The organism is Streptomyces sp. NPDC005435 (assembly GCF_040703155.1).
GTDB lineage: Bacteria > Actinomycetota > Actinomycetes > Streptomycetales > Streptomycetaceae > Streptomyces.
In genome coordinates this window covers 47,170-71,318 of the sequence record NZ_JBEXEQ010000012.1, presented here as the reverse complement: position 1 = coordinate 71,318, position 24,149 = coordinate 47,170, and the positions used below count along the sequence as shown (strand labels likewise).

Sequence of the window (24,149 nt, the reverse complement as noted above, 5' to 3'; positions counted from 1 at the left end):
CGTTACTCAGGGTTGTCCGCGAGGGATCTCGCCGCCCGGACGCAGTGGGCGAGCGCCTGGCGGGCGTAGGCGGGGGAAGCACCCGCCAGACCGCACGTGGGCGTGACCGTGACCGCCTCCGCGAGCAGCCCCGGTCGCAGCCCCAGCCTGCGCCACAGCGTCCTGACACCCATGACGCTACCGGCAGGGTCTGACAACGCGGCATCCGTGCCGGGCACGACACCGGCGAAGAGCCGGGTGCCCGCCTCGACGGCCTCGCCGATCGTGTCGTCGTCACGCTCGGTGAGAAGCGCGAAGTCGAAGGAGACGGCGTCCACGCCGGCGCGGCGCAGCAGCGCGAAGGGCACGTCGGGGGCGCAGGAGTGGACGAGGGTGGGGCTCTCACCGTTGGCGCCGAGCACGTCGCGCAGGGCGGACTCCACCACCTGGCGGTCGACGGCGCGGTGGGTGCGGTAGCCGCTGGCGGTACGGATCTGCCCGCGCAGTACGGCCGTCAGGGAGGGCTCGTCCAGCTGGAGCACCACGCGGGCGCCGGGGATGCGGCGGCGCACGTCGGCGAGGTGGAGCCGCAGGCCCTCGGCGAGGGAGGCGGTGAGGTCGCGGCAGGCGCCGGGGTCGGAGAGCACGGCCTCGCCGTTGCGCAGCTCCAGGGCGGCGGCCAGCGTCCAGGGGCCGACGGCCTGCACCTTGAGGTCGCCCTCGTAGCCCTGGGTGAACTCCTCCAGGGCGTCGAGGTCCTGGCGCAGCCAGGCGTGCGCGCGCCGGGTGTCGCGCCCGGGGTGGTCCGACAGGCGCCAGCCGCTGGGCTCCACGCGCGCGTACAGCTCGACCAGCATTCCGGCGGTACGGCCGATCATGTCGGCGCCGGGGCCGCGCGCGGGCAGCTCGGCGAGGTACGGGAAGTCCTCCAGGCTGCCGGTGACCGTCTTCGCGGTCTCGCGCGCGTCCCCGCCGGGCATCGAGCCGACGCCGGTGGCGGCCGGGAAGGTGAACTCGCTCTTCTCACTCACCCCGGCAGGGTATGCCGTACGGCACCGGCGTCGCAGGTCAGCGCCCGGGACGGACCGTCAGGTCGTTGATCTCGGCGTCCCTGGGCAGATCCAGCGCGAGCAGGATGGTGTCGGCGACCGACTCGGGGTCGATGAACTTGCCGGGGTCGTACTCCTTGCCCTCCTGCTGGTGCACCTTGGCCTGCATGGGGCTGGCGGTGCGCCCGGGGTAGACGGAGCTGACCCGTACGCCGTTGCCGTGCTCCTCGTGGCGCAGCGAGTCGGCGAGGGCCTTGAGGCCGTGCTTGGAGGCGGCGTACGCCGCCCAGCCCGCGTGGGCGTTGAGTCCGGCGCCGGAGTTGACGAAGACGACCTGGCCGCGGGCGGCGCGCAGCTGGGGCAGGAAGTGCCGGGTCAGCTCGGCGGGGGCGATCAGGTTGACGTTGAGCTGGTGCCGCCAGGCCTTGGGGGTGAGGTCCCCGACGTCACCGAGGTCGACGACGCCGGCGATGTGCAGCAGCGAGTCGACGCGCTCCGGCAGGCTCTGGTGGGAGAAGGCCCAGGACAGCTTGTCCGGGTCGGAGAGGTCGCCGACCAGGGTGCGGGCGCCGGGGAACTCGGCGGCGAGCTCCTTGGCTCGGCCCGCGTCGCGCGCGTGCAGGACGAGTTCGTCCCCGCGCGCGTGCAGACGGCGGGCGACGGCGGCGCCGATGCCGGAACCGGCGCCGGTGATCACATGAGTAGCCATGTCCGCCATGCTCGCATCAGCGGGCGGGCAGGGACTCCTCCAGGTGGGCCAGCGCGGCGGCGGGCTCGGCGGCGAAGTGGACCAGCTCGGAGAGCGGGCGGGGCAGGAAGCCCTCCTCCTCCATGCGCTGGAACTGCTGCTGGAGGCCGTCGTAGAAGCCCGCCGTGTTGAGCAGGACCACCGGCTTGTCGGTCTTGCCGTGCTTCTTCAGCTCCAGGATCTCGGTGGCCTCGTCCAGGGTGCCGGTGCCGCCGACCATGATGACGACGGCGTCCGCCTTCTCCAGGAGCAGCTTCTTGCGCTCCGCGAGGGTGGGGGCGACCACCATCTCGTCGGCGCCGGGCCGCGCCACCGCCGACAGGAACTCCACGGAGACGCCCACGAGCCTGCCTCCGGCCTCCTGCACACCGTCCGCGACGACCTTCATCAGACCGGAGTCGGAGCCGCCCCAGACGAGGGTGTGGCCGCCCTTGCCGAGCAGTTTCCCGAACTCCCGCGTGGGGCGCGTGTAGCGCTCGTCGAGGTCGGCGGCGGAGAGGAAGACACAGATGTTCATGCCGCCACGGTACGCGGGAACATAGACGGCTCCGCCGGTGCTCTTCCGGTATGGGCGATGGACACACGATCACGATCGAAAAGGGCGAGCAGCATGTGCGCGTCGTACACGACGGCCAGGTGCTCGCGGAGACCGACCGACCGCTGGTGCTGCGCGAGACGGGCTGTCCGCCGCGCTACTACCTGCCCGCCGAGGACGTCCGCCTGGACCTGCTGACGCCCTCGGAGACCCACACCGTCTGCCCGTTCAAGGGCACCGCGTCCTACTGGTCGCGGCCGGACGCGCCCGACCTGGTGTGGGCGTATCCCGATCCGAAACCGGAGGTGGCCGAGATCCGGGACCACTACTGCTTCTACGCGCCCGAAGTGTCGTGACCTCGGGTGTCGCCGCCGTGTCGTGACGGATGAGTACGGCACCGTACGGCAGTCTGCACGGGCATGGACAAGAAGACGACTTCCGCCGACGGGACCTCGCTCGCCTATCAGGTGACCGGCGAGGGGCCCACGGTGATCCTGGTGAGCGGCGCGATGTCCACCGGGGGCACGCTCGCGCCCCTGGCGCTGTCCCTCTCGAAGCGGTGCACGACCGTCGTCTACGACCGCAGGGGGCGCGGCGCGAGCGGTGACACCCCGCCGTACGCCGTGGAGCGCGAGGTGGCGGACCTGGCGGCGCTGCTCGCGGCGGTGGGCGGCGAGGCGGCGCTGTTCGGGGTGTCCTCGGGCGGCGCGCTGGTCCTGGAGGCGGCGGCGAGCGGGCTGCCGGTCGCCCGGGCGGCGGTGTACGAGGTGCCGTTCGCGGACTTCCTGCCGGGCGGCGCCGAGCAGCAGACGGTCTACGCGGCGAACCTGTCCCGCCTTCTGCAGGCGGGGCGCCTCGGGGACGCGGTGGAGCTGTTCCTGCGGCTGACCGGGCTCGCGGAGCAGATGATCCAGCGCGCCCGGCAGTCCCCGATGTGGCCCGGCATGGAGGCGGTCGCGCCGAGCCTCGCCCATGACGCCGCCGTCCTGGGCGACGGGCTGCTGCCCTTCGCGCGGCTGGCCCGGATTCCGGTGCCGGTCCTGTCGGTGGCGGGCGGGATGAGCCCGGCCTGGATGCGGGAGGCGGCCCTGGCGGTGACGGAGGCGGTGCCCGACGGCACGTACCTGGAGCTGCCGGGCCAGACGCACATGATCGACCCGGCGGCCCTGGCACCGGTGCTGGCGGCCTTCTTCACGGAGTGAGCCTTCGCTGAGTGAGCCTTCGCCGAGTGAGGCCGGCCGCCGCCCGGTGCGTGGTCAGACGGTCGCGGCCGCCGCCCGCGTCGTGGCGGCGATGGTCGCCGAGCCCACCACGCGCGTGCCGTCGTACAGCACGATCGCCTGGCCGGGGGCGACGCCGCGCACCGGCTCGGTGAAGGTGACGCGCAGCTCGCCGTCCACCAGCTCGGCGTCCACCTCGGTCTCGCCGCCGTGGGCGCGCAGCTGGGCGGTGTAGGTGCCGGGGCCCTCGGGGGCGGCGCCGCACCAGCGGGGCTTGATCGCGGTGAGCGCGGTGACGTCCAGGGCGGCGGCGGGGCCGACCGTGACGGTGTTGTTCACCGGGGAGATGTCCAGGACGTAGCGCGGCTTCCCGTCGGGGGCGGGGGTGCCCAGGCGCAGGCCCTTGCGCTGGCCGATGGTGTAGCCGTAGGCGCCCTCGTGGGTGCCGAGGCGGTTGCCGTCCTCGTCCACGATGTCGCCCTCGGCCTTGCCGAGCCGCTGGGCCAGGAAGCCCTGGGTGTCGCCGTCGGCGATGAAGCAGATGTCGTGCGAGTCGGGCTTCTTGGCGACGGCGAGTCCCCGGCGCTCGGCCTCGGCGCGGATCTCGTCCTTGGTGGTGACGGTGTCGCCGAGCGGGAAGAGGGCGTGCGCGAGCTGGCGGTCGTCCAGGACGCCGAGGACGTACGACTGGTCCTTGGCCATGTCGGAGGCGCGGTGCAGCTCGCGGGTGCCGTCCTCGCGGACGATCACCTGGGCGTAGTGGCCGGTGCAGACCGCGTCGAAGCCGAGCGCGAGCGCCTTGTCGAGCAGCGCGGCGAACTTGATCTTCTCGTTGCAGCGCAGGCAGGGGTTGGGGGTGCGGCCCGCCTCGTACTCCGCGATGAAGTCCTCGACCACGTCCTCGCGGAAGCGGTCGGCGAGGTCCCAGACGTAGAAGGGGATGCCGATGACGTCGGCGGCGCGGCGGGCGTCGCGGGAGTCCTCGATGGTGCAGCAGCCCCGCGCTCCGGTGCGGAACGATTGCGGGTTCGCGGAGAGCGCGAGATGGACGCCGGTCACGTCGTGCCCGGCTTCCGCGGCACGCGCGGCGGCGACGGCGGAGTCCACCCCGCCGGACATGGCGGCGAGGACGCGGAGGGGGCGCTGCGGGGTCTCAGTCATAACCCTTCCAGGGTACGGGGCGCGGGAACCGCGGACGCCGGGAGCCCGTTGAAGATCACAGGGGGAACGGGACGGCGGGGAGACGGGGGCGGCATGGGTGACGGGGACCGGCGGCTGGGCCGGCGGGCGCTGCTGATCGGCGGCGGCGCGGCGGCCGCGGGCACGGCGGCGCTGGCGCGCGAGGAGCTGTCCCGGCTGTGGTGGCGGCTGCCGGGCGTGGAGCGGCCCCGGGTGGCCGGCGCGGTGGACTTCCGGGGGGCGCGCTGGGTGGCGGCCGCGCCGGGGAACTACCGCCGCGCGGACCGCCCCGACGACTATCCGGTGGACCGGGTCGTCGTCCATGTCACGCAGGGCGATTACGCCTCGGCGGTGAAGGTCTTCCAGCAGCGGGGGTACGGCGCGGCGGCGCACTACATCGTGCGCGGGGACGGCCGGGTCACCCAGCTCATCCGCGAGCTGGACGTGGCCTTCCACGCGGGCAACCGGTCGTACAACGAGCGCAGTGTGGGCATCGAGCACGTCGGTTTCGTGGACGACGCCTCGTCCTTCACGGACGCGATGTACGCGTCCTCGGCGCGGCTGACGGCGCGGATATGCGCGCGGTACGGCATGAAGCCCGACCGGGAGCATGTGATCGGGCACGTGGAGGTGCCGGGCACGGACCACACGGACCCGGGTCCGCACTGGGACTGGGACCGGTACATGAAGCTGGTGCGGCAGGCGCGGGTTTAGCGGGAGACTCCCCCAGGTCTAGGTCAGTCCGGCGGCGCGCGCCCGCTCCACGGCGGGTCCGATCGCCTTGGCGACCGCCTCCACGTCCTCGTCGGTGGAGGTGTGGCCGAGCGAGAAGCGGAGGGTGCCGCGGGCGAGGTCGGGGTCGGTGCCGGTGGCGAGGAGGACGTGGCTGGGCTGGGCGACGCCCGCCGTGCAGGCGGAGCCGGTGGAGCACTCGATGCCCTGGGCGTCGAGCAGCAGGAGCAGGGAGTCGCCCTCGCAGCCGGGGAAGGTGAAGTGGGCGTTGGCGGGCAGCCGGCCGCCGGGGGCGGGGTCGCCGCCGAGGATCGCGTCGGGGACGGCCGTCAGTACGGCGTCCACCAGCCGGTCGCGCAGCGCGCCGACCTCGCGGGCGAACCGCTCCTGCTGTTCGGCGGCGATACGTCCGGCGACCGCGAAGGAGGCGACGGCGGGCACGTCGAGCGTGCCGGAGCGGACATGGCGCTCCTGCCCGCCGCCGTGCAGCACGGGTACGGGACTGTACTCCCGGCCGAGCACGAGCGCGCCGATGCCGTACGGCCCGCCGATCTTGTGCCCGGAGACGGTCATGGCGGCGAGCCCCGACGCGGCGAAGTCGACCGGGACCTGCCCGAACGCCTGGACCGCGTCGGCGTGCAGCGGGACCCCGAACTCGGCTGCCACGTCGGCCAGTTCACGCACCGCCATGAGGGTGCCGATCTCATTGTTGGCCCACATCACGGTGGCGAGGGCGACATCGTCGGGGTTGCGGGCGATGGCCTCGCGCAGCACCTCGGGGCTCACCCGGCCGTAGCGGTCGACGGGGAGGTACTCGACGACGGCGCCCTCGTGCTCGCCCAGCCAGTGCACGGCGTCGAGGACGGCGTGGTGCTCGACGGGGCTGGACAGGACACGGACGCGGGCCGGGTCGGCGGCGCGGCGGGCCCAGTACAGGCCCTTGACCGCGAGGTTGTCGGCCTCGGTGCCGCCGGAGGTGAAGACGATCTCGCTGGGCCGGGCGCCCAGCGCCTCGGCGAGGGTTTCACGGGACTCCTCGACCGTACGGCGGGCCCGGCGGCCGGAGGCGTGCAGCGAGGACGCGTTGCCGGTGACGCCCAGGCGGGCGGTCAGCGCCTCGGCGGCCTCGGGGAGCATCGGGGTCGTGGCGGCGTGGTCGAGGTAAGCCATGGTGCCGCCGATTCTACGGCGGCCGGACCCACACCCCGCGCCGTCGGCCCGGCCCGGGCTCCCCGGCTCGGGGACACCGGCCCATCCGGCTCGGAGACACCGGTCCCCACCGACTCGGGGACACCAGCCCCCCGGCCCGAGAACACCCGCGCCGCAAGCCCGGGAACGCCGGCCTCCCCAACTCGGGGACACCAGCCCCCGGCCCGGGAACACCCGCGCCACAGGCCCGGGAACGCCGGCCTCCCCAACTCGGGGACACCGACCCATCCGGCCCGAAGACACCGACCCCCGCCGACTCGGGGACACCAGTCCCCCGGCCCGGGAACACCCGCATCACAGGCCCGGGAACGCCGGCCTCCCCGACTTGGAAACACCGGCCCCGCCGGCTCGGGAACGCCGGCCCACCGCCCCGGGGCACCAGCCCCCGGCCCGGGAACACCCGCGTCACAGGCTCCAGGACACCGTGTGGGACAGCTGCATCGAGACGGCCAGGGCCACCAGGTCGGCCGCGCCCAGGGTCATGCCCAGCCAGGCCCGGCCGGGGCGGGACGTGCCGCGCCACAGGGCGACGGCGGCCAGGACGATGGAGACGGGGCCGAGGACGAGGTTGAGGACGAGCAGGCCGAGGAGGCCGAGGACGAAGGAGGCCACCGCCATGCCGTCGGCGTCCCGGGTGCGCGGGGCGGCCTCGGCGGGGCGGACGGCGGGTGCGGTCAGTCGCATGGTGCTCAGCTCCTACGGATCGTGACGGGCGGTCAGTCGGCGGAGTGGTGGCGCCTGCGGCCGTGGTACTCGCGGAGCGCGAAGACGCCGAGCCAGGCGGCGATGAAGACGGCGACGGCCGCGGTGACGGGCAGCGGCGCGTGGGCCACGGTGCCGAGGACGACACCGAGCAGCATCAGTGCGGCGACGAGGAACAGCATGGGATCGAATCCCCCCTCCGAGTGTGGGTGAACAGTTGTAGTAACAGTTGTTCACTGACACCGAGTCTAGCGCGCCGCACGACTTTCCAATTAGAGAGAACAGTTGTTAACTGGATGACATGAGTCACACCCTCGGCGCCCGGCAGGCCCAGAAACAGCGGACCCGTCAGGCGTTCCTGGACGCGGCACTCACCCTGCTGGAGGAGCAGAGCCTGAGCAGCCTGGGGCTGCGCGAGGTGACCCGGGCCGTCGGCGTGGCCCCGACCGCCTTCTACCGGCACTTCCGCTCGACCGCCGACCTCGGCGTCGCCCTGGTCGGCGAGGCGCTCGGCAGCCTGCACCCGATGGTGCGCCCGACGGTCGCCGCCGGGAACGACAGCGAGGAACGCATCCGCCGTGCCGTCGAGTTGATCGCCCACCACGTGGACACCCATCCCGCGCACGTCCGCTTCATCGCGCGCGAGCGGCACGGCGGGGTGAAGGCGGTACGCGAGGCGATCCAGGCCGAACTGGCCCGGTTCGCCGAGGAGGTGTGCTCCGAACTGGGCGCCGACCCGCAGACCGAGGGCTGGGCCGAGGCCGACGTACTCATGCTGGCCCACCTCTACGTGGACCAGATGCTCATCACCGCCTCCCTGTTCCTGGAGTCCCAGGACGGCCCCCCGGGCGAGCGGGAGCGCGTGACCCGGCTGGCCGCCCAGCAGTTGCGGCTCATCTCGCTGGGCAGCAGGCACTGGCTGGACTGAGACCCGGCTCCCCCGGAAATCAAGCCTGTTCGCCGTACAGCTCCAGCGCCGAGCGCGCGCCCCGCAGGAGTTCGGCCCGCGCCTCGGGCGGGTCCAGGATCTCCACCTGGTCGGAGAAGCCCAGGAGTTGACGCACCGCGCGCAGCACCGGGAAGGTCATCCGGGCGACGACCCACTCCTCCTCCCCCGTGTCCGGCGGGAGTTCGGCCAGGTGGGGTCCCGCGATGCGCAGGAAGAAGTCCAGGCGTTCGCGGCGCACCCGCACGGTGACGTCGATCGCGCCGTCCGGCCAGTCCTCCACCTGGCGGAGCAACACCTCCCACACATCGGCCAGTTCGGTGCCGGGGCGGCGGCGCACCGGGTCGTCGAGGAGGCGGGCCGCGTCCACCCGGTCGGCCCGGAAGAGCTGCGGCCGGGCCCGCCGGTCCGCGACCAGGTACCAGACCCCGGCCTTGGCGACCAGGCCGTAGGGGTCCACGGTGTAGGTGCGCGGCTCCCGCTGTCCGCTGTGCCGGTAGCGCAGCCGCAGCCGCCGGTCGCGGAACACCGCCTCCCGCAGCACCTCCAGATCGACCGCCGCCCGCGGTCCGTCGCGCCAGCGCGTGGCGTCGACGAGCACGCGGCGGCGGGCGAGTTCGGCGGCGGGCCGGTGCGGTTCGGGCAGCGCCGCCATCACCTTGCGCAGGGCCGAGCCGAGGGCGGCGTCCAGGCCGAGCGCGGCGTGCGCGCCCTCGGCGGCCAGGATGAACAGCGCGCGGGACTCGTCGGCGGTGAGCCCGCTGACATCCGTACGGAAGCCCGCGAGCAGCGCGATCCCGCCGTGCCGGCCACGCTCGGCGTACACCGGGACCCCGGCGGCGGACAGCGCCTCCACGTCCCGGTAGACCGTGCGCACCGACACCTCCAGACGGGCGGCGAGTTCGCGCGCGGGGACCCGGCCCCGGGTCTGGAGGAGCAGCAGGATCGACAGCAGCCGGTCGGACTTCACGCGCCCAGGATTGCGCCGATGGGGGGACGCGCACAAATGTTGACGGAATCTGTCAGGTTTTCCGCCGATGCTCTCCCCACCGGCTCACGCGCCCCACCGATACAGGGGCCGATTCACGGAGAGGCACCACCATGACCACCACCGACTTCACCGACCCGCGCCCCGTCTACCACCGCGCCAGCGAGCAGGCGGCCCGTCTGATCTCGGCGGTACGGCCCGATCAGCTCGGCCTGCCCACCGCGTGTACCGAGTTCGACGTGCGCGGACTGCTGGAGCACGTCGTCAACGGCACCCGGGGCATCGCCGCGATCCCCGGCGGCGCGGCCCCCGCCCCGGGCGGCCGTCCCGCCGGCGAGGTCGCCGACGACGGCTGGGGCGCGGCCTACGACGAGGTCCGCACCCTGATGCTGAAGGCGTGGGACGACGACGACCTCATGACGCGGGCGGTCCGGGTGCCCTGGGGCGAGGTCCCCGGTCACGCGGCCCTGGCGGGCTATGTGATGGAGATCGTGGCCCACACCTGGGACCTCTCCGACGCGCTCGGCCACCCCGTCGAACTCGACCCGGAGGTGGGCGCGTTCGCGCTCGCGGTGGCCGAGCGGCAGCTGCCGGAGTCCCGGTCGCGCGAGGTGCTGCCGTTCGGGGAGCGCCGCAGCGCCCCGGAGGGCGCCGACGCCTACGGGCGGCTCGCGGCGTGGCTGGGCCGTACGCCGATCAGCCGAGCCTGACGCGGGCCAGCTGACGGGACTGGGCGACGAGCCGGTCCTCGCTGTCCCAGACCTCGGCGTCCTCCTCCAGGAAGCCGCCGGCCAGGTTGCGGGTGGTGATCGACACCCGCAGCGGGCCGGGGGCGGGGCGCCTGCGGACGTGGACGGTCAGCTCGACGGTGGGCACCCAGCCGGTCAGCCCGATCTCGAACGCGGTCGGCGGCAGCGCGTCCACCGTGAGCAGCAGCGAGAGCGGGTCGGCGTCGCGGCCGTCGGCGAGCCCGAACCAGGCCCGCATCTCGCCCTTGCCGGAGGGCGCGCCGAGCGCCCAGCCGAGGGTCGCGGGGTCCAGCTTGAGCATGAGCCGGTCGGTGATGGCCGAGCCGCCCTCGACCGGCGCCGGGCCGTCCTCGGGCCCGAGGCACCGCGCCGGCGGCGGGATCACGGGCGGGACGGCGGTGGTGCGCACGTCGTCGGGGAGGGCGCCGAGGTCGCCGTAGGAGGCGAGGACGCGGATGCGCTCGACCTCGTTGCCGTCGGCGTCGTACTGGAACAGCGACGCCTGGCCGGTGGAGAGCGTGCGGCCGGTGCGCACGGTCTCGGTGCGCACCACGGCGGGCCCTGGCTGGGACGCGGTCAGATAGTGCGCGGAAACCGTGAACGGGTCGGGGTGCGGCAGGGTGTCCGCGAGGGCCCGGCCGAGGACGGCCAGCAGATAGCCGCCGTTGACGGCGTTGATGATGGTCCAGCCGGCCGAGAGGTCGATGTCGTAGACGCCGGGCTCGCGGCGGACGACCTCGGTGTCGCGGTCGAACTCGCTGTCGCCGATCAGGGCCGCTGCGGCGGGTACGGAAGCTGCTTCTGGCATGGGTGAACCGTACAACAACACATTACTAAGCAGTAGCTTTGGGTGTTGCGGGCAGATGACGAGATCTTCGCGCGCACGGCTCCGCTACTCCTCCATGACCGTCGACCGGCGGTTCCAGGCGCGCGGCGCCCGCCAGTGGTACTTCATCGCCAGCAGCCGCAGCACGAAGGCGGTGACGGCGGCGACCCCGCTGGTGACGGGGGTGAGGGCGTCGTAGCGGATACAGAGCACCACCATGGTGGCGCCGACGATCGCCGGGACGGCGTACAGGTCGCGGTCCCAGCGCAGCAGCGAGGGCACCTCGTTGGCGAGCACGTCGCGCAGCACACCGCCGCCGACGGCGGTGGCGAGGCCGAGTGTCGCGGAGGCGGTGAGGCCGAGGCCGTAGCTGTACGCCTTGGTCGTGCCGGTGACGCAGAAGAGGCCGAGTCCGGCCGCGTCGAAGACGAGCACCGCCGACTGGATGCGTTCGACGTGCGGATGGAGGAAGAAGACCACCACGGCGGTGAGCAGCGGGGTCACGAAGTAGCCGAGGTCGGTGAAGGCGGCCGGCGGCACGGCCCCGATGATCAGATCGCGGATCAGCCCTCCGCCCAGCGCGGTCACCTCGGCGAGGACGGCGATGCCGAAGACGTCGAAGTTCTTCCGGACGGCCAGCAGGGCGCCGGAGATCGCGAACACGAAGATGCCGATGACATCCAGCGTGTGCTGAACGGAGGGACTGAAGAGTTGCTGGATCTGCACCCTGACATTCTCACCTGACAGCGGGTGCGCGCCTTGCGATGCAAGGGGGAAACCCGGAGGGCTCCCTTCCGCCGCCCTGGCGGTGGAAGGGAGCCCTCGATGGTGTGCCCGGGTGTGTCAGCCCTCGGTGCTCTTCGGGGCGGCCTCGGGGGCCACCTCGGCCGCCAGCGCGGCCGACGTCTCCGCCGACTCGGCCAGCACCTCGTCGGCCACCAGCTCCGCCGCCTGCTTGGCGGCGGTCAGCAGCACGGTGTCCTGCGGGGCCTGGTCCTCGAAGTTCTCCGGGTGGTGGCAGGCGACCTGCTGGCCCGGCGTCAGCTCGACGAGCTTCGGCTCGGTGGTCTTGCAGACCTGGGTCGCCTTCCAGCACCGGGTGTGGAAGCGGCAGCCGCTCGGCGGGGAGATCGGCGAGGGCACGTCGCCCTGGAGCAGGATGCGCTCGCTCTTGGCCGACTTGCGCCGCGGGTCCGGGATCGGCACCGCGGACATCAGCGCCTTGGTGTACGGGTGCATCGGCCGGCGGTACAGCGCGTCGCGGTCGGCCAGCTCGACGATCTTGCCCAGGTACATCACCGCGATGCGGTCCGAGACGTGCCGGACCACCGACAGGTCGTGCGCGATGATCACGTACGTCAGGCCCAGCTCCTGCTGGAGGTCGTCCAGCAGGTTGACGACCTGCGCCTGGATCGACACGTCCAGCGCGGAGACCGGCTCGTCCGCCACGACCAGCTTCGGCTTGAGCGCGAGCGCGCGGGCGATGCCGACGCGCTGGCGCTGACCGCCGGAGAACTCGTGCGGGTAGCGGTTGTAGTGCTCGGGGTTGAGACCCACGACCGACAGCAGCCGCTGCACTTCCTTCTTCAGACCGCCCTCGGGCTCGACGCCCTGGAGCTTGAAGGGAGCGCTGATGATCGTGCCGATGGTGTGGCGCGGGTTCAGCGACGAGTACGGGTCCTGGAAGATCATCTGCACATCGCGGCGCATCGGGCGCATGCCGCCGACGCCGAGGTGCGTGATGTCCTTGCCCTCGAACTCGATCTTGCCGCCGGTCGGTTCGAGCAGCCGGGTGATCAGCCGGCCCATCGTCGACTTGCCGCAGCCCGACTCGCCCACGACGCCGAGCGTTTCACCGGAGCGGACCTCGAAGTCGAGGCCGTCGACCGCGTGCACCGCGCCGACCTGCCGCTGAAGCAGACCCTTCTTGATCGGGAAGTGCTTCTGGAGCCCGGTCACCTTCAGCAGGACCTCGCGGTCGCCGGAGCCCCCGGCGGCCGCGCTGTCCGTGCCCTGCGCGGGAATCGTCACCGCTGCGTCCTTCGCTTTCTCACTCACAGCTTCGGCGCAATCTCTTCGGTCCAGATACGCTCCCGCTGCTCCTGCGACATGTGGCAGGCGGCCCAGTGCCGGTCGCCGACCTCGGTCAGGTCGGGGCGGACCGTGCGGGTGACGTTGTCCTTGGGGACGTCCGCGTACGGGCAGCGCGGGTTGAAGGCGCAGCCGGACGGGATGTTGATCAGGGAGGGCGGGGAGCCCTTGACCGGGATCAGGCGCTCCTGCTGCTCACGGTCCAGCCGCGGCATCGAGCCGAGCAGACCCCAGGTGTAGGGGTGGCGGGGCTCATAGAACACCTCTTCGGCCGGACCGCGCTCGACGCAGCGGCCGCCGTACATCACCAGGAGGTCGTCGGCCAGCTCGGCGACGACACCCAGGTCGTGGGTGATGACGATGACCGCGGAGCCGAACTCCTTCTGCAGGTCGCGGATGAGGTCGAGGATCTGCGCCTGGACGGTCACGTCCAGGGCGGTCGTCGGCTCGTCCGCGATGAGCAGCTCGGGGTTGTTGACCAGCGACATCGCGATCATGGCGCGCTGGCGCATACCGCCGGAGAACTCGTGCGGGTAGCTGTCGACCCGCTTGTCCGGCTGGGGGATGCCGACGCGGTCGAGCATCTCGATCGCGCGCCTGCGGGCGGTCTTCTTGTCGACGTCGTGGTGGGTCCGGTAGGCCTCCACGATCTGCGCGCCGATCGTGTAGTACGGGTGCAGCGCCGACAGCGGGTCCTGGAAGATCATCGCCATCTCACGACCGCGCATCTTGCGCACGCGCTCGGGGTCGGCGGACAGCAGCTCGGTGCCGTTCAGCCAGATCTCGCCGGAGATCTGCGCCTTGCGCTTGCCGTACTGGCCGGCGGTGTGCAGGCCCATGATGCCGAGCGAGGTCACGGACTTGCCGGAGCCGGACTCGCCCACGATGCCGAGGGTCTTGCCCTTCTCCAGCGAGAAGGTGAGCCCGTCGACGGACTTCACCAGACCGTCGTCGGTCGGGAAGTGCACCTTCAGGTCACGCACTTCCAGGAAGGATTTCGGCGCGGGCGAGGAAACCGTGGGCTCGCCCACGGCCGCTCCGCTCTTGCTCAGTTCGGTCATGACAGCCTCACTCGGGGGTCGACCACGGCGTACAGGATGTCGACCACGAGGTTGGCGATCAGCACCGCGAGGGAGGTGATCAGGGTGACACCGAGGATGAAGGGCAGGTCCTGGCCCTTGATCGCGTCCAGCACCTTCTGGCCGAGGCCGGGCAGGCTGAACGTGGTCTCGGTCAGGATCGCGCCGCCGATGAGGGCGCCGAGGTCCATGCCGAGCATGGTCAGGATGGGGGTCATCGCGGAGCGCATGGCGTGCTTGCTGATGACGACCCGCTCCGTGAGCCCCTTGGCGCGCGCCGTGCGGATGTAGTCCTCACCGAGGATCTCCATCATGGTGGCGCGGGTGATGCGCGCGTACATCGCCGCGTAGAGGAAGGCCAGCGTGATCCACGGCAGGATCATGCCGCCCAGGTAGCCCGTGAGGCTGTCGCTGAGCGGGACGTACTGTGCGTCGATCAGGTCGAGGCCGTAGCTGAAGACGGCCAGCGACAGCAGACCGGTGAAGTAGATCGGCAGCGAGACACCGGCGAGCGCCACGACCATCGCGCCGCGGTCCCACAGGCTGCCGCGCTTGAGCGCGGAGAGGACACCCGCGGCGACACCGAAGACCAGCCACAGCAGGGCGGCACCGAGCGCGAGACCCAGGGTCACCGGGAAGCGGTCGGTCAGCACCGGCCAGACGGCCTGCTCGCTGCGGAAGGAGTAGCCGAAGCAGGGCGCGGCACAGTGGGTGACATCGCCGCCGGCCGCGTAAGTGCGCCCGACGAAGAGGCCCTTGAAGAAGTGCCAGATCTGGAGGTAGACCGGGTCGCCCAGACCCAGCTTCTCCCGGACCGCCTCGACGGATGCCGGGTCGGCCTGCTTGCCGACGAAGCTCGTGGCGATGTCGACGCCCGCCCACTTGGGGATGACGAAGAAGATGCAGAAGACCACCGAGATGATGACCACCAGCATCACTGCGGCGGCGAAGAGCCGCCTGATGAGGTAAGCGAGCACAGCTTACGGCCCGCCGCGGACCGCGGGCCCCGGAGGTCGTCCGGGGCCCGCGGTCACGCCGCGCCGGCCTTCACCTGCCTTTCGTGCCGTTCGGCGGGTGTGCCGGGATTACTTCGAGGCCTTCAGGCCCAGGCTGACAAAGTCGTACTGACCGCTGTACGCGTTGGTGGTGTACACGTCGGCGAGACGGTTCGAGCGCCAGTTGAGCATCTTCTCGAAGGTGAAGGGCAGGTAGTAACCGCCCTCCATGACCTTGTGGTTGAGCTCAGTGGCGATCTTGGCCTGCGTGGCGGTGTCGGTCGCCTTGGTGTACTGGTTGAACAGCCCGTCGATCTTCTTGTCCTTGATCAGGGCGAAGTTGTTGTTGCCGTTCTCCAGGATGTAGCTGCTGGACCACAGCGGCAGACCGTAGCCCTGGACGGACGGGAAGTCCGGGCCCCAGCCCATGATGATGATGCCGTAGCCCTTCTTCTTCACGTTCGAAGGGCTGCCGATGATGCCGGCGTACTGCGCACCGTCGTACTGGTCGATCTGGGCGTTGACGCCGATCTTCTTCAGCGACGCCTGCATCGACTCGGCGGTGGCCACCTCGACCGGCTTGTTGTTACGCACGGCGATGGTGGTGCTGAAGCCCTTCGGCTTGCCGCACGCCTTCAGCTCTTCCTTGGCCTTCGCGACGTTGCCGTCCTTGTTGGCGCCGGAGATCTGGTACGGGTCGTACTTCTGGCCCTCGGAGCCCGGCACGGCCGGCGGCAGCATGTTGGTGCCGATGTCGCCACCCGCGATCGGGCCACCGCGCGCGGTCTGCAGCGAGACGTGGTCCGCGCCGTAGATGACGGCGTTGCGGCAGTGGATGTTGTCGAACGGCTTCACGCTCTGCGGGAAGGACGCGTAACGGATGAAGCCCGAGACCGGGTTGTCCAGGTTCGCCTTGTGCTGCTTGAGGGCGATGGTGCGGCCCTGCGGCGACATGCCGGTCTGGCCCAGGTCCAGGTCGTAGTCGCCGGCGATCAGACGCTGGTCCATGTCGTTGGCGTTGGTGAACAGCTTGACGCTGATCTTGTCCGGGAGCGCCTTGCGGAACGGGTCCGACGACTTCTTCCAGGCCGCGTTGCGGACGAGGAGGAGGCCCTTGCCCGGCTCGTAGGACTGGAACTTGTACGGGCCGTTGGAGAACGGGTGCAGGCCGTACTTGGACTTGGTGTCCTTGTCCTGGCGCACCGGCGAGGCCGAGGGCAGCGCGATCATCTGCAGGAAGTCCGAGTTGGCCTCGGGCAGGTGGAAGACGATCGTCTTGTCGTCGGGCGTGTCGATCGCCTTCAGGCCCAGGTGGTCCTTGGCGGAGTCCTTGTAGGGACCCTTGTACTTGTTCTTCGGGTCGAGCACGTTCTTCAGGTAGACCGGGCCGCCCGAGAGGACGTCCTGGGCCCACTGGCGCTCGATGCCGTACTTGACGTCCTTGGACGTGACCGGCTTGCCGTCCTCCCACGTGGCCCCGTCGCGCAGGGTGAACGTGTAGGTCTTGCCGTCGTCCGAGACCTTGCCCATGTCGGTGGCGAGGTCGGGCTGCAGCTGCGCGCCCGTGGCGCCCGGCTCGGTCTTGTAGGTGACCAGCTGGCGGCTGTAGAAGCGCATGAAGTTCCATGCGAAGCCGTAGTAGCCACGGGTGGTGTCGTACGAGTCGGCGTCCTGAGTGGCCGCGAACTTCAGCTCGCCGCCCTTCTTGGCGAGCGACGCCTGGGCCACCTTGTTGTTGGCGGCGTCGAAGCCGGGCGCGCCGGCCTTCGAACCGCTGTTGTCGTCCTTGCCACCGCCGCACGCCGCCGTGGTCAGCAGGCCGGCGACCACTACGGCAGCGGCAAGGGCCTGCTTGCGCCGCCCTGAGGTGCGTTGGGTAGTCACGATCTCGGATCCTCCGGATTGGATGAAAGACCCCGTGCCAGGTGCCACGGGTCGCTTGGGGTAGGGCCGTTCAGCGGGAGCCCTTCGGGTCCAGCGCGTCACGCACGCCGTCGCCGAAGAGGTTGAACGCAAGGACGGTGATGAAGATCGCCAGACCGGGCACCACCATGTACGTGGGGTCCGAGTCGTAGTAGTCGATGGCGTTGGAGAGCATCTGTCCCCACGAGGCGGTCGGCGGCTTGACGCCCACGCCGAGGAAGCTGAGCGCCGCCTCCGTGAGGATGTTCGTCGGGATCATCATCGTCGTGTACACGATGATGGGCGCCACGAGGTTGGGCAGCAGTTCCTTGAAGAGGATGTAGAACCGCCCGGCGCCGAGCGAACGGGCCGCCTCGACGTACTCGCGTTCACGCATCGAGAGCGTCTGGCCGCGCACCACGCGGCCGATGTAGGGCCAGCCGAAGAAGCCGATGACCAGGATCATCACGAAGACGCGCACGCCGGTGCCGTGCAGGCCCAGCATGTCGTTCGGCATGACGGAGACCAGCGCGATGATGAAGAGCAGCTGCGGGAAGGCCAGCAGGCCGTCCATGATCCGGCTGACGAGGGAGTCGACCCAGCCGCCGAAGAAACCGGCGAGGATGCCGAGCACGGTGCCGAGGATGATCGCCACCACGGCGGACATGAAGCCCACCAGGAGCGAGATCTGGGAGCCGTAGAGGATGCGCGCGAAGATGTCGCGGCCGCTGACCGGCTCGACGCCCAGCAGGTGCTCGCCGCTGATGCCGCCGAAGGAGCCCGTGGGGGTGCCGAACAGCGGGTCGATCAGCTTCTCGTTGTGGACGTCGGGGTCCTGCCCGACCAGTCCGGCGATCACCGGCGCGAGCAGGGCCACCAGGATCAGCAGGAGGACCACGGTGCCGCCCGTCAGGGCGAGCTTGTCCCGCTTCAGGCGCTCCCAGGCGATCCGCCCGAGAGAGCGACCCTCGACCTTCCCCTTGCCGGCGCCGTCGAGCACAGCTCCCGGCTGTGCTTCGGCCGCCGCCCCGGTGGTCTCGATCGGTGCGGTCACAGTGACCCGACCCCTCTCGCCGGTGGTGACCGGCCTGTGCCTGCCGCGGATTGCGGCTATGTCGACTTGCACTCGAACACAAGATCTCCACCTCGTGTTCTGTTCGGGAGTCTTCAGTGCCGTCATGATCGCCCGCCAGTCCTGACGGGGAAAGGATGCGCAACCGTGATCCACTGAAGGGGGTTTCCGTTACCCGGTCCGTGGGTAACCATCTTCGAATCGTGGCCAGTTGGGACAGACCGGCAATCCCACGCGGTTGGGGTGGAACGACACGTTCCAGATGTGTCTTTGTGTTTCCGCTGGGTAAATTTTGCTCGCGGAAAACCAAAGGCCCTCCGTAGAGGGCCTGTTGCTCAGTAACCGCCGCGCACCGGTGGGTAGCCGTACCCGGCCGCGGGCGCCTGAGGCCTTACGGCGGGCGGGAGTTGGGGCGGGGACGCGACGACGTGGGCCTCGCGGTCGTAGAACGGGCGCGCGTTGGCGCGCATCCACATCACGACCGGGTCGTAGTCGTCGGTCATCGCGACCGTCGAGACGGGCAGCCCGTCGGGCACCGCGCCGATGGACTGCTGCATCATCGCCCGCACCGAGTCGACCGCCGCCGGGGTCGTCTCGTACACGTCCAGGCCGATGGCGAGGTACGGCGCGCCGAGCGCGGGCTGCACCCAGGCCCGGCGCAGCGAGCGCAGGGCGGGGGTGCGGTGGGCGTTCTGCGCGAGCAGGGCGTAGAACGCCGGTACGCCGATGGCGGGTTCGGACATGCTGAGCGGACCTGCGGGCTGGCGGTCCAGGCCCGTGGCGATGCGGCGCAGGTCCAGCCAGGGGATGCCGACGCCGCCGCCGGGGGCGTGCGGGTTGAGCCAGAGGCCGTAGTGGTCGGGGTAGAGGGTGCGGGCCACGTCGAGGCCGTCGACCACCTCGTACGACCGGCTCCAGCCGCTGGCCGACAGCTCCTGCGCGGAGGTCACACAGGGGGCGTAGCCGAAGCCGTCGACCTCCATGTTCCCGTACTGCGCGTCCGGGGAGCCGGCCTGGCCGTGCCAGAGCAGCATCCAGATCTGGCCTGTCGAGGGGGTGGCGAGGGCGCGCAGCAGTGCCTCGTAGGCGTCGTAGCGGCCGGGGGTGACCTGGCGGAGTGTGTGTTCGACGCCGGCGCTCGGGCTCGCGCTCACCTGTCTTACCGCCCCTTCGATTCTTGCCCCAGTGTGGAGGACAGCTTAAGCGGCGATCGCCGGTATCCCTATGAGTGACTAATTGCCGAACTGGTAGAACGGCCGCACGTTCGTCTTCAGCCAGTCGCCGACCGGGTCCTGGGCCACGTCCAGGAGGACGAGGTTGACGGGCCAGGGGGCCGGGGACAGGGCGAGGGCGCGCTCCAGCGCCTCCAGCGGGCGGTCGCGCAAGTCGCCTTCCCACTGGGAGAGTTCGACGCCGACGAAGAGGACGGGGTCGGCCGTCTCGATGGCGGCGAGGCAGCGCCGGGCCGTGACGACGACGCCCGTGGCCGCGAACTCGGCGGAGGCGGCGGCGAGGAAGTCCACCGGGTCCTCCTGCCAGTCGGGCTCGAACAGCCGGACCCGGGCGCCGCCCGCCGGACCGTCGAGCACCGTGCGGTCGGACCGGCACAGCTCGGCCACCGCCTCGGGCGGCAGCGGAACGCCCACCACGCCACCGGGGTTGAGCACGATGCCCGCCTGCGGCGGCAGCCCGCGCGCGAATTCCACGGCCGGGGCGACGGTGAAGGGGAGATGGGCGCCCGGGGACTGGCGGAACTGTTCCTCGGAGCTGAAGACCGGGATGAACACCTGGCCCTCGATCTCCACGGAGGGCAGATCGAGCGAACCGCTCTGCGGGCTGCCGCCGTTGGGCAGCGGGATCCACACGAAGCTGCGGGAGAGCACCTCGACGATCCGCGCGCCCGCCGAGGGCACGCCGAGGGAGGCCGAGAGCACCTCCTCCAGTTCGTTGCCGGGCCAGCCGCCGTGCGGCTGGGGGTGCGCCTGTGCCGGGAAGTCCGCGGGAAAGTCCGCCGGGAAGTCCATGTTCCTACCGCCTGCCGGGAAAACCATGCTGTGGTGCAGAAGGCTATCCGGTGCGGGCGGCGGACCTCACGCCGCGAAGTCGATCCGGCTGAGGCGGTCCGCCGCGGCGCGGTCCAGGAGCACCACCGAGGCGCAGCCGGCGGGCAGTTCGCCGCGCTCCACCGCGCGCAGCAGCCGGCCGGTGGCGTGCCGGTGCCGGCCGAAGGCGTAGCGGGAGACGCCCCGGCCGCGCTCGCGCTGGCCCCGGCGGGCGGCGCCCGCGTCCACGTCGAGCAGGACCAGATGGAGGGCGGCGCCCCTGCGGCGGGCCTCGCGGGCGAGCCAGGCGCGCACCCAGGGCTGGGTGCCGCAGTCGTGCACGACGACGCCCTCGCCGGTGGCCAGCGCGCGGCGCAGCCCGGCGTAGTGGGCGAGGCGGACCAGGGGGCGGTAGAGCGCGTACGGCAGGGCGGCCAGGCGGGTCTGCCAGCGGTCGCGGGTGTCCTGGGAGTCGACGCGGCGGCCGGGGACGGTGCGGTGCATGAGGGTGGACTTGCCGCTGCCGGGCAGCCCGGTGACGACCACGAGGTCCTCCGGCCCGAAGCGGAGTTCGCGGGGCGTGGCGCCGGCGCGTTCGCGCAGGTCGCGCACGAGCGGGGCCGGACGGGTGGCGGCCCGGCGTTCCCGCGCCGGGGCGGAGGGCTGGCTCGGCACCGCCAGGCCGGTGGTGGCGTACGCCGGAGTCCTGTTCACCGTGATCGTCCTCCCCTTGGGTTCGGTAATCCCTTGCCCATCGAATGTAAAGAGAAGGTAATGCGGTAAGTCGGTGGTTCCGTGCCCGTACTGCCACGGTCCGGTCACAGGCGGCCGCCCCTTCAACGGCGGCGATCGCCGTGCGATGATGTGGCCGCCAACTGCATACCGGCCGCTTGAATCCGCGCGGGAGAGTCCCTGGCAGTACGTCTGCCGGGGCGCCGAAGGAGCAAGTCCCTCCCTTGAATCTCTCAGGCCCCGTACCGCGCGGGCGAGGCACATCTGAAAAGCGGGCCGCTGCCGGCAGTGGCTCCACCCAAGGTGCAAACCGTGACCGTGCGGTCATGGCGAACCTCTCAGGTTCCGATGACAGATGGGGAGGAACGTTCCTCGCCCCATCCCCGTTGCCCTGGGAGACGACCGACCGATGAACAGCACCGAACCCCGTCACACCGCGCTCGACGCCGTGCACCGCGCGCTCGGCGCGACCATGACCGACTTCGCCGGCTGGGACATGCCCCTGCGCTACGGCTCCGAGCGGGACGAGCACGTGGCGGTGCGCACCCGGGCCGGTCTCTTCGACCTCTCGCACATGGGCGAGATCACCGTGACCGGCCCCGACGCGGCCGCGCTCCTCGGCTACGCCCTGGTCGGCGACATCGCCTCGGTCGGTCCCGGCCGCGCCCGCTACACCATGATCTGCCAGGCCGACGGCGGCATCCTGGACGACCTGATCGTCTACCGCCTCGGTGAGACCGGGGCCGCTTCTTCCGAGTACATGGTCGTGGCCAACGCCTCCAACGCCCAGGTCGTCCTCGACGCCCTGACCGAGCGCGCGGCGGGCTTCGACGCCGAGGTCCGCGACGACCGCGACGCCTACGCGCTGCTCGCCGTCCAGGGCCCCGAGTCCCCCGCGATCCTCAAGTCGCTGACCGACGCGGACCTGGACAACCTCAAGTACTACGCCGGGCTCCCCGGCACGGTCGCGGGCGTCCCCGCGCTGATCGCCCGCACCGGCTACACCGGCGAGGACGGCTTCGAGCTGTTCGTGAAGCCGGAGCACGCGGTGGAGCTGTGGCAGGCGCTGACCAAGGCGGGCGAGGCGTCCGGCCTGGTCCCGTGCGGGCTGTCCTGCCGCGACACCCTGCGTCTTGAGGCGGGCATGCCGCTGTACGGCCACGAGCTGACCCGGGAGCTGACCCCGTTCGACGCCGGTCTCGGCCGGGTCGTGAAGTTCGCCAAGGACGGCGACTTCGTGGGCCGCGCCGCGCTGGAGGAGGCCGCCGGGCGCGCCGAGCAGAACCCGCCGCGCGTGCTGGTCGGCCTGATCGCCGAGGGCCGCCGGGTGCCGCGCGCCGGGTACGCCGTCGTCGCGGGCGGCGAGGTGATCGGCGAGGTGACCTCCGGCGCCCCCTCCCCCACCCTGGGCAGCCCGATCGCCATGGCCTACGTGGACGCGGCGCACGCGGCCCCGGGCACCGAGGGCGTCGGCGTGGACATCCGGGGCAGCCACGAGCCGTACCGGGTCGTGGCGCTGCCGTTCTACAAGCGCCGGAAGTAACCACCACCGCGCGGGGACCGGGAAGCGGCCGCCGGCCGGGACCGCCGCCGGTGGCACACCGGCGTGACCCTGCGCACATTTTCCCCGCTCATCAGCGGTTTCCGTCCCCTTCGTCCGTCCAGCACGCCGTCGCGTACAGGAGAATTCAGGTCATGAGCAACCCGCAGCAGCTGAGCTACACCAAGGAGCACGAGTGGCTGTCCGACGCCGAGGACGGCGTCTCGACGGTCGGCATCACCGAGCACGCGGCCAACGCGCTCGGCGACGTGGTCTTCGTCCAGCTCCCCGAGGTCGGCGACACGGTGACCGCGGGCGAGTCCTGTGGCGAGCTGGAGTCCACCAAGTCGGTCTCGGAGCTGTACTCGCCGGTCACCGGTGAGATCACGGACATCAACCAGGACGTCGTCGACGACCCCGCCCTGGTGAACTCCGCGCCCTTCGAGGGCGGCTGGCTGTTCAAGGTGCGCGCCGCGGAGAAGCCCGAGGAGCTGCTCTCCGCCGACGAGTACACCGCCTACACCGCAGGCTGAGGAGCCGGAGCCGTATGACTGACGTCCTGAACACGCCCCTGCACGAGCTGGACCCCGAGGTCGCCGCCGCGGTCGACGCCGAGCTGCGCCGCCAGCAGTCCACCCTCGAGATGATCGCCTCCGAGAACTTCGCGCCGCTCGCGGTGATGGAGGCGCAGGGCTCCGTCCTGACCAACAAGTACGCCGAGGGCTACCCGGGCCGCCGCTACTACGGCGGCTGCGAGCACGTCGACGTGGCCGAGCAGATCGCCATCGACCGGGTGAAGGAGCTGTTCGGCGCCGAGTACGCCAACGTCCAGCCGCACTCGGGCGCCTCCGCGAACCAGGCGGCGCTGTTCGCGCTGGCCCAGCCCGGGGACACCATCCTCGGCCTGGACCTCGCGCACGGCGGCCACCTCACCCACGGGATGCGGCTGAACTTCTCCGGCAAGCAGTTCGACGTGGTCGCGTACCACGTGGACGCGGAGACCGGCCTCGTCGACATGGCCGAGGTCGAGCGGCTCGCCAAGGAGCACCGCCCCAAGGTGATCATCGCGGGCTGGTCGGCGTACCCGCGTCAGCTGGACTTCGCGGAGTTCCGCCGGATCGCGGACGAGGCCGGGTCGTACCTGTGGGTCGACATGGCGCACTTCGCCGGTCTGGTCGCGGCGGGGCTGCACCCGAACCCGGTCGAGCACGCGGACGTGGTGACCTCCACCACGCACAAGACGCTCGGCGGTCCGCGCGGCGGCATCATCCTCGCCAAGAAGGACTTCGCGAAGAAGCTGAACTCCTCGGTCTTCCCCGGTTTCCAGGGCGGCCCGCTGGAGCACGTGATCGCCGCGAAGGCGGTCTCGTTCAAGGTGGCGGCCTCGGAGGACTTCCGTGAGCGCCAGCAGCGTACGGTGGAGGGGGCGCGCATCCTCGCCGAGCGGCTGACCGCGCCGGACGCCCGCGCGGCCGGGGTGAACGTGCTCTCCGGCGGCACGGACGTGCACCTGATCCTGGTGGACCTGCGGGAGTCGGAGCTCGACGGGCAGCAGGCCGAGGACCGCCTCCACGAGGTGGGCATCACGGTCAACCGCAACGCCGTCCCGGACGACCCGCGGCCCCCGATGGTCACCTCGGGCCTCAGGATCGGCACCCCGGCGCTGGCGACCCGCGGCTTCACGGCCGAGGACTTCGCCGAGGTCGCGGACGTGATCGCGGAGGCGCTGAAGCCGTCGTACGACGTCGAGGCGCTGCGCGGCCGCGTGCGGGCGCTGGCCGACAAGCACCCGCTGTACCCCACGCTGGGCAAGTAGTACCCCGAAGTTCACCTG

General features: G+C 71.5%; 26 protein-coding genes and 1 riboswitch. Of the genes, 8 read left to right on the top strand and 18 right to left on the bottom strand.

Going from position 1 to position 24,149, the window contains the following annotated elements; translation table 11 throughout:
* Nucleotides 1-2: 2 nt before the first annotated feature.
* From AB0898_RS17085 to AB0898_RS17075, 3 genes are read right to left on the bottom strand one after another with little or no spacing between them, the layout of a single operon-like run.
* Nucleotides 3-1,010, bottom strand: coding sequence for a methionine synthase (locus AB0898_RS17085; RefSeq protein WP_366803743.1), 1,008 nt, complete (start codon nucleotides 1,008-1,010; stop codon nucleotides 3-5).
* Nucleotides 1,011-1,047: 37 nt separating this feature from the next.
* Nucleotides 1,048-1,746, bottom strand: a complete 699-nt coding sequence (locus AB0898_RS17080) for an SDR family oxidoreductase (RefSeq protein ID WP_366803742.1) — start codon at nucleotides 1,744-1,746, stop codon at nucleotides 1,048-1,050.
* A 7-nt stretch (nucleotides 1,747-1,753) separates the two neighbouring features.
* Nucleotides 1,754-2,293, bottom strand: coding sequence for a TIGR00730 family Rossman fold protein (locus AB0898_RS17075; protein ID WP_366803741.1), 540 nt, complete (start codon nucleotides 2,291-2,293; stop codon nucleotides 1,754-1,756).
* A gap of 50 nt (nucleotides 2,294-2,343) precedes the next feature.
* Here AB0898_RS17075 and AB0898_RS17070 point away from each other — a divergent pair, with 50 nt between their 5' ends.
* Nucleotides 2,344-2,667 (top strand): DUF427 domain-containing protein, encoded by a 324-nt coding sequence (locus AB0898_RS17070; protein WP_366803740.1) that lies wholly within the window; start codon nucleotides 2,344-2,346, stop codon nucleotides 2,665-2,667.
* A gap of 63 nt (nucleotides 2,668-2,730) precedes the next feature.
* The gene (locus tag AB0898_RS17065; protein ID WP_366803739.1) at nucleotides 2,731-3,513 is read left to right on the top strand and encodes an alpha/beta hydrolase; all 783 of its coding nucleotides are present in this window, start codon (nucleotides 2,731-2,733) and stop codon (nucleotides 3,511-3,513) included.
* A 54-nt stretch (nucleotides 3,514-3,567) separates the two neighbouring features.
* Here the strand turns inward: AB0898_RS17065 and mnmA are convergent, their stop codons facing one another.
* Nucleotides 3,568-4,692, bottom strand: a complete 1,125-nt coding sequence (gene mnmA / locus AB0898_RS17060) for a tRNA 2-thiouridine(34) synthase MnmA (RefSeq protein ID WP_366803738.1) — start codon at nucleotides 4,690-4,692, stop codon at nucleotides 3,568-3,570.
* A gap of 93 nt (nucleotides 4,693-4,785) precedes the next feature.
* Here mnmA and AB0898_RS17055 point away from each other — a divergent pair, with 93 nt between their 5' ends.
* Nucleotides 4,786-5,424 carry a peptidoglycan recognition family protein gene (locus AB0898_RS17055; protein WP_366803737.1) on the top strand — a complete coding sequence of 213 codons (639 nt, stop codon included), beginning with the start codon at nucleotides 4,786-4,788 and terminating at the stop codon, nucleotides 5,422-5,424.
* Nucleotides 5,425-5,442: 18 nt separating this feature from the next.
* Here AB0898_RS17055 and AB0898_RS17050 read toward each other — a convergent pair whose 3' ends face one another.
* The 3 genes from AB0898_RS17050 to AB0898_RS17040 form a co-directional block, all read right to left on the bottom strand.
* A complete protein-coding gene (locus AB0898_RS17050; protein ID WP_366803736.1) occupies nucleotides 5,443-6,612 on the bottom strand; it encodes a cysteine desulfurase family protein in 1,170 nt (389 codons plus the stop codon).
* A gap of 444 nt (nucleotides 6,613-7,056) precedes the next feature.
* Nucleotides 7,057-7,335: a DUF4190 domain-containing protein gene (locus AB0898_RS17045; RefSeq protein ID WP_366803735.1), complete on the bottom strand. Its 279-nt coding sequence runs from the start codon at nucleotides 7,333-7,335 to the stop codon at nucleotides 7,057-7,059.
* Between the two features lie 32 nt (nucleotides 7,336-7,367).
* On the bottom strand, nucleotides 7,368-7,535 hold the full coding sequence (locus tag AB0898_RS17040) for a hypothetical protein (protein ID WP_366803734.1): 168 nt from the start codon (nucleotides 7,533-7,535) through the stop codon (nucleotides 7,368-7,370).
* Nucleotides 7,536-7,654: 119 nt separating this feature from the next.
* Here AB0898_RS17040 and AB0898_RS17035 point away from each other — a divergent pair, with 119 nt between their 5' ends.
* Nucleotides 7,655-8,281, top strand: a complete 627-nt coding sequence (locus tag AB0898_RS17035) for a TetR family transcriptional regulator (protein ID WP_366803733.1) — start codon at nucleotides 7,655-7,657, stop codon at nucleotides 8,279-8,281.
* A 19-nt stretch (nucleotides 8,282-8,300) separates the two neighbouring features.
* Here the strand turns inward: AB0898_RS17035 and AB0898_RS17030 are convergent, their stop codons facing one another.
* Complete coding sequence (locus AB0898_RS17030; protein ID WP_366803732.1) at nucleotides 8,301-9,269, bottom strand: WYL domain-containing protein; 969 nt, start codon at nucleotides 9,267-9,269, stop codon at nucleotides 8,301-8,303.
* Between the two features lie 131 nt (nucleotides 9,270-9,400).
* Here AB0898_RS17030 and AB0898_RS17025 point away from each other — a divergent pair, with 131 nt between their 5' ends.
* Nucleotides 9,401-9,997, top strand: a complete 597-nt coding sequence (locus AB0898_RS17025) for a TIGR03086 family metal-binding protein (RefSeq protein ID WP_366803731.1) — start codon at nucleotides 9,401-9,403, stop codon at nucleotides 9,995-9,997.
* Here the strand turns inward: AB0898_RS17025 and AB0898_RS17020 are convergent.
* The 10 genes from AB0898_RS17020 to AB0898_RS16975 all read right to left on the bottom strand — a co-directional run bounded on the left by AB0898_RS17020 (nucleotide 9,984) and on the right by AB0898_RS16975 (nucleotide 20,757).
* Entirely contained in the window at nucleotides 9,984-10,844 is an 861-nt protein-coding gene (locus tag AB0898_RS17020) for a thioesterase family protein (protein WP_366803730.1), read from the bottom strand. The genes AB0898_RS17025 and AB0898_RS17020 overlap by 14 nt on opposite strands.
* Nucleotides 10,845-10,928: 84 nt before the next feature.
* On the bottom strand, nucleotides 10,929-11,588 hold the full coding sequence (locus tag AB0898_RS17015) for a trimeric intracellular cation channel family protein (protein WP_366803729.1): 660 nt from the start codon (nucleotides 11,586-11,588) through the stop codon (nucleotides 10,929-10,931).
* A gap of 117 nt (nucleotides 11,589-11,705) precedes the next feature.
* On the bottom strand, nucleotides 11,706-12,893 hold the full coding sequence (locus tag AB0898_RS17010; protein ID WP_407078358.1) for an ABC transporter ATP-binding protein: 1,188 nt from the start codon (nucleotides 12,891-12,893) through the stop codon (nucleotides 11,706-11,708).
* Between the two features lie 23 nt (nucleotides 12,894-12,916).
* The gene (locus AB0898_RS17005) at nucleotides 12,917-14,014 is read right to left on the bottom strand and encodes an ABC transporter ATP-binding protein (RefSeq protein ID WP_366803728.1); all 1,098 of its coding nucleotides are present in this window, start codon (nucleotides 14,012-14,014) and stop codon (nucleotides 12,917-12,919) included.
* On the bottom strand, nucleotides 14,011-15,009 hold the full coding sequence (locus tag AB0898_RS17000) for an ABC transporter permease (protein WP_366803727.1): 999 nt from the start codon (nucleotides 15,007-15,009) through the stop codon (nucleotides 14,011-14,013). The genes AB0898_RS17005 and AB0898_RS17000 overlap by 4 nt, the downstream gene beginning before the upstream one ends.
* 108 nt (nucleotides 15,010-15,117) lie before the next feature.
* Nucleotides 15,118-16,911, bottom strand: coding sequence for an ABC transporter substrate-binding protein (locus AB0898_RS16995; protein WP_366803726.1), 1,794 nt, complete (start codon nucleotides 16,909-16,911; stop codon nucleotides 15,118-15,120).
* A gap of 70 nt (nucleotides 16,912-16,981) precedes the next feature.
* A complete protein-coding gene (locus AB0898_RS16990; protein ID WP_407078357.1) occupies nucleotides 16,982-17,983 on the bottom strand; it encodes an ABC transporter permease in 1,002 nt (333 codons plus the stop codon).
* Between the two features lie 353 nt (nucleotides 17,984-18,336).
* Entirely contained in the window at nucleotides 18,337-19,155 is an 819-nt protein-coding gene (locus tag AB0898_RS16985) for an enhanced serine sensitivity protein SseB C-terminal domain-containing protein (protein ID WP_366803725.1), read from the bottom strand.
* Between the two features lie 78 nt (nucleotides 19,156-19,233).
* Nucleotides 19,234-20,025: an enhanced serine sensitivity protein SseB gene (locus AB0898_RS16980; RefSeq protein ID WP_366803724.1), complete on the bottom strand. Its 792-nt coding sequence runs from the start codon at nucleotides 20,023-20,025 to the stop codon at nucleotides 19,234-19,236.
* A 66-nt stretch (nucleotides 20,026-20,091) separates the two neighbouring features.
* Nucleotides 20,092-20,757 carry an AAA family ATPase gene (locus AB0898_RS16975; RefSeq protein WP_366803723.1) on the bottom strand — a complete coding sequence of 222 codons (666 nt, stop codon included), beginning with the start codon at nucleotides 20,755-20,757 and terminating at the stop codon, nucleotides 20,092-20,094.
* 177 nt (nucleotides 20,758-20,934) lie between these two features.
* Nucleotides 20,935-21,033, top strand: a riboswitch (glycine riboswitch).
* A 151-nt stretch (nucleotides 21,034-21,184) separates the two neighbouring features.
* Here AB0898_RS16975 and gcvT point away from each other — a divergent pair.
* The 3 genes from gcvT to glyA all read left to right on the top strand — a co-directional run bounded on the left by gcvT (nucleotide 21,185) and on the right by glyA (nucleotide 24,131).
* Complete coding sequence (gene gcvT, locus AB0898_RS16970; protein ID WP_366803722.1) at nucleotides 21,185-22,318, top strand: glycine cleavage system aminomethyltransferase GcvT; 1,134 nt, start codon at nucleotides 21,185-21,187, stop codon at nucleotides 22,316-22,318.
* 152 nt (nucleotides 22,319-22,470) lie between these two features.
* Nucleotides 22,471-22,848, top strand: coding sequence for a glycine cleavage system protein GcvH (gene gcvH / locus AB0898_RS16965; protein WP_366803721.1), 378 nt, complete (start codon nucleotides 22,471-22,473; stop codon nucleotides 22,846-22,848).
* Nucleotides 22,849-22,862: 14 nt separating this feature from the next.
* Nucleotides 22,863-24,131 (top strand): serine hydroxymethyltransferase, encoded by a 1,269-nt coding sequence (gene glyA / locus AB0898_RS16960; RefSeq protein WP_366803720.1) that lies wholly within the window; start codon nucleotides 22,863-22,865, stop codon nucleotides 24,129-24,131.
* Nucleotides 24,132-24,149: the final 18 nt, after the last annotated feature.